This window comes from Trichlorobacter sp., from assembly GCF_030247655.1.
GTDB lineage: Bacteria > Desulfobacterota > Desulfuromonadia > Geobacterales > Pseudopelobacteraceae > Trichlorobacter.
Genome location: NZ_JAOTRZ010000244.1, coordinates 1 through 4,087, shown reverse-complemented (window position 1 = coordinate 4,087; position 4,087 = coordinate 1). Strand labels below are relative to the sequence as shown.

Sequence of the window (4,087 nt, the reverse complement as noted above, 5' to 3'; positions counted from 1 at the left end):
ACAGGAAGTTGGCCTGAAGAATGTTAATCATAAGTATCCTGATGAATTATCAGGCGGGATGAAAAAGCGGGTCGGACTGGCGAGGGCATTACTTTTGCAACCTCAAATAGTGCTGTTTGATGAACCGACCACCGGACTTGATCCGGTGATTCGGCGCGCTATTCACCAGCTCATCAAGGAAACCCAGGAGAAATTCGGTTTTACCGCCGTGATTGTTTCACACGACATTCCGGATATCTTTGAAGTGGCGCATAACATAGCCATGCTGTACCAAGGCGAGATTTTACAATTTGGCACACCGGACGAGATACAGACCTCAGAGCATCCAGTCGTACGGCAATTTATCAGCGGCAGCCTTGATGGGCCGATCAATAGCGGAGTTGCATAAACCATGAACAGCGCAAAACTTGAACTAACCGTCGGTATCTTCATGTTGATCGGCATCCTTTGCCTGGGTTACCTGTCTATCAAGCTAGGGAAAATGGAATTGATCGGTGGTAACAACTACCGCGTCACCGCCCTTTTTAACTCGGTTTCAGGCTTAAAACCCGGCGCCCGGATTGAACTGGCCGGTGTTGAAATTGGCACGGTTGAGCGAATCGGCCTTTCAAACTCCAGTGGCGATCAGGCTGAAGTAACCATGAAAATTAAAGACGGCATCAAGATTACAGACGACGTGATCGCCTCTGTCCGAACCAGCGGCATTATTGGTGATAAATTCATCAAACTGAAGCCGGGCGGTTCTGATCAGCTGTTAAAAAATGGCGGCAAAATCAGAGAGACAGAATCAGCTATTGATATTGAAGAACTGGTCAGTAAATTCATCCACGGCAAGGTGGACTAGGAGCATAGAGCACAATGAAACGGTTTGCACAGATACCCCTAACAGCATTATTACTTACGACTATACTGGCCGCTTCGCCTGCCGTAGCCGGAAGCCCCGGCCACACCACACTGGTGCTTGATCTTGAGACCTGCATCAGTACCGCGCTGCAGGCAGCCCCGGAAATAGGTGAAGCCCAGGCTGACCTTGCCCTTACCAGCAGCAAACTTGACGAAGCGAAGGCCTACCGCTACCCCCAAATCAATGTCATGTCTCTTTTCGGTCCGGCACCAGGAGCTAAACGAGAGGATATCAGCCCCACAATTAACACCAACAAGGCGTTCAGCATACGTGACCTGACCTGGTTTGCCAGCACCGATGTACTGATTACCCAACCGCTCTGGACCTTTGGCAAGATCAGCGAAAACATGAAGGCCGCTACCCACGGATCTGAAGTTGATAAAGCCAAAAAATTACAAAAAGGAAATGAAGTCGCGCTTGAAGTCAAAAAATATTACTACAGCATACTACTGGCCCGTGAAATGCAGACCGTTATTGCCGAACTGCAACTCTATATGATACAGGGCAAAAAGAAGATACAGGAGTTGATCGATAAGGAGTCAGACTCCGGTGATCCGATGGATCTCTATAAAATTGACGCCTACTCCGGCGAAATTAACAAGTATATGGAAGAGGCGCTCAAAGGCGAACAGCTGGCAACAGCAGCGCTGAAAGCCCGGCTTGGATTGGCTGACAATGTTGATGTTTCGGTAGCATCGGAAAGACTGGAACTACCCAATGACACAACTCCTGAACTAACCGGTGTTATTGAGAAAGCACGACTACAGCGCCCTGAGTTCAAGCAGCTTAAAGAAGGCATGGCTGCCCGCACGGCTTTGGTCGAGGCCGCCAAGGCCAACTATTACCCTGATGTTTTTCTGGCCGGCATGATTTCCTGGGCCTATGCAGACAACCGGGACCGGATTAAAAACCCCTATATCAACGACACCTTTCAACACACCTATGGAGGCGCTGCACTGGGCCTGAAGTGGCACCTTGATTTCGGCATCACCTCTGCAAAGGTTGCCGCTGAGCAAGCACAGCTTAACCGGCTTTCAAGTACCAAGTCATACGCCGACAGCTACATTCCCTTGCAGACGCAAAAGGCCTGGCTGGAGATGCAGGAAGCAAAAAACAATGTCTCTATCACCAAAAATGCATTCCAAAGCGCCAAGAAATGGGGAGCTGCAGCCTTGGCAAACTTTGATTTTGGTATTGGCAACCCCCGTGACGTGTTTGATGCGGTCGGTATTTACGGGAAAATGAAGGCAGCCCACTATCAGGCTATATTTGACTACAACATGGCCAAGGCCAACCTTGAGTACGCCATGGGTGATTACCCGGTCCCCTCAGCGAAATAACCCTACTGCCTACAAGGAGTCCCCAAAAATGTTGAAACGCACTATTCTACTTGCAACCATCTGCCTTTTTGTCGCTACTACCGCCTTTGCCACAGTGACTGATACCATTAAAAAAACAGTTAACGATGTGATCCATATCGTGACCGATAAAGAGTTAAAAAAGAAAAGCAATGAACAACGGCGGCGTACGGCCATCAAAAAATCAATTGCCACTATTTTTGACAGCCAGGAGATGGCCAAGCGGGCCCTTGGCAAGCACTGGAATCAACGTACACCCGCTGAAAAAAAGCAGTTTGTTGATCTGTTTGCCACCCTGCTTGAAAACTCCTATGCTGGCAAGATCGAGTCTTACAACAATGAAAAGATTGTCTACACCAAAGAGACCCTTGATGGTGATTTTGCTGAGGTAAAGTCGAAGGTCATCACCCCCAAACAGGATGAATACACCCTTGATTACAAACTTATGAAAAAAGAAAACGGAACCTGGATGGTGTATGATGTGGTGATTGAAGGGGTCAGCCTAGTATCCAATTATCGCACACAGTTTAACAAGATTATTTCCACCAATGGCTATGCTGAACTGGTCAAGAAACTACAGGCCAAGAGCAATGAACTTAAAATGTAACCGGCGTATTTATCTTGACAGCAATAAAACGCTATGCTACAGGGACGCAGCGATAAGTTTCGGACGTGACAGCAGTACTCACGAAGCACCCGCTGGATTGGCCTTGCTTGGCGACACTCCTGCAACAGCTCCGGAAACTTAGAAATCTTTTGATCCGGCGCTGTCCGGCAACACACGAAGGAGGAAGTAAAAGATGGCTCAAGGCAAGGTCAAGTGGTTTAACGACACCAAGGGGTTTGGCTTTATCGAGCAAGAAGGCGGCGAGGATGTTTTCGCACACTTCTCAGCTATTCAGAGCGAGGGATTCAAATCCCTGGCTGAGGGTGAGTCTGTAAGTTTTGACATTGTTCAGGGTCCGAAAGGTCTGCAGGCTGCAAACATTGTTAAAGTGAAGTAAGTTCCAGACACAAACCAACCAGAACGGCCCGGTGAGCAATCAGCGGGCCGTTCTTTTTTTCTGCGGTCCTTTTCTCTGGCGTTGTTGCTGCCCGCCACTGGCTTGCTGCCCTTCATCAAGCAATTTGAGCAAATCAGCCCGTCCCAATTCCCGCAGCAGCTTAACCACGCGTTGCCGTTCTTCCGGCAGATGCCAGAGCAAAATTGACTTCTGCAGATTTTTCTCCCGATCAGTTCGAGCGACATAAACCGTCTTACCACTATCTGGATCAATACCCGTGTAGTACATGCAGGTTGCGGCCGTGCCAGGCGTCGGAGTAAACTCCTGCGCCTGCTCAACCTTGAGCTTTAAGCGCTGCAACTCCTTCAACAGCAGCACCATTTCATCCACACGGCAACCTGGATGGCCTGACATCAGGTACGGTACCACCGCCTGAACTTTGCCTGCCTTGCGACTTTCGTCCCTGAAACGCTCAAGGAAGCGGGCAAACACCGCTTTACCTGGCTTACGCATCAGTGTGGTGACGGCGTCCACAAGGTGCTCAGGAGCCACCTTCAAAAGCCCCCCCACATGCTGTTCAATCAAGCTTTTGCAATACTCAGGCTGTAATTCCAGCAAATCATTTCGAATACCTGAGGTAACTGTCAGGGTTCGCACCCCGGAACAGCCGGATGCCTTGCGTAACAACTGTACTACCAAACGATCATCAGCCTTCAGATTTGGACAGGGCTTGGGATGCAAACAACTGGGTCTCCGGCAGTTATAGCCAGCATCAGGCGCACCACAGCCAGTACCGTACATATTGGCGGTCGGGCCGCCCA

6 protein-coding genes are annotated in these 4,087 nt (G+C 49.5%); 5 read left to right on the top strand and 1 reads right to left on the bottom strand.

Translation table 11 applies throughout. The features are described 5' to 3' along the window. From OEL57_RS14825 to OEL57_RS14805, 5 genes are all read left to right on the top strand, one after another. Nucleotides 1–388 (top strand): ABC transporter ATP-binding protein (locus OEL57_RS14825; RefSeq protein WP_300741515.1); only part of this gene is annotated, 388 nt, incomplete at its 5' end. A 3-nt stretch (nt 389–391) separates the two neighbouring features. Next, complete coding sequence (gene mlaD, locus OEL57_RS14820; protein WP_300741513.1) at nt 392–844, top strand: outer membrane lipid asymmetry maintenance protein MlaD; 453 nt, start codon at nt 392–394, stop codon at nt 842–844. A gap of 14 nt (nt 845–858) precedes the next feature. Then, nucleotides 859–2,244, top strand: a complete 1,386-nt coding sequence (locus OEL57_RS14815) for a TolC family protein (protein WP_300741512.1) — start codon at nt 859–861, stop codon at nt 2,242–2,244. Between the two features lie 28 nt (nt 2,245–2,272). After that, nucleotides 2,273–2,869: an MlaC/ttg2D family ABC transporter substrate-binding protein gene (locus tag OEL57_RS14810; RefSeq protein WP_300741510.1), complete on the top strand. Its 597-nt coding sequence runs from the start codon at nt 2,273–2,275 to the stop codon at nt 2,867–2,869. Nucleotides 2,870–3,062: 193 nt separating this feature from the next. After that, on the top strand, nt 3,063–3,266 hold the full coding sequence (locus tag OEL57_RS14805; protein ID WP_300741508.1) for a cold-shock protein: 204 nt from the start codon (nt 3,063–3,065) through the stop codon (nt 3,264–3,266). Between the two features lie 39 nt (nt 3,267–3,305). Here the strand turns inward: OEL57_RS14805 and OEL57_RS14800 are convergent. Then, nucleotides 3,306–4,087, bottom strand: a 782-nt coding sequence (locus OEL57_RS14800; RefSeq protein WP_300741507.1) for a DUF3362 domain-containing protein, incomplete at its 5' end; no start/stop codon positions are given.

Excerpts from the sequence above, each read along its gene's own strand:
- OEL57_RS14810 (WP_300741510.1), top strand. The coding sequence starts at position 2,273 with ATGTTGAAACGCACTATTCTACTTGCAACCATCTGCCTTTTTGTCGCT.
- OEL57_RS14805 (WP_300741508.1), top strand. The coding sequence starts at position 3,063 with ATGGCTCAAGGCAAGGTCAAGTGGTTTAACGACACCAAGGGGTTTGGC.
- mlaD (WP_300741513.1), top strand. The coding sequence starts at position 392 with ATGAACAGCGCAAAACTTGAACTAACCGTCGGTATCTTCATGTTGATC.
- OEL57_RS14815 (WP_300741512.1), top strand. The coding sequence starts at position 859 with ATGAAACGGTTTGCACAGATACCCCTAACAGCATTATTACTTACGACT.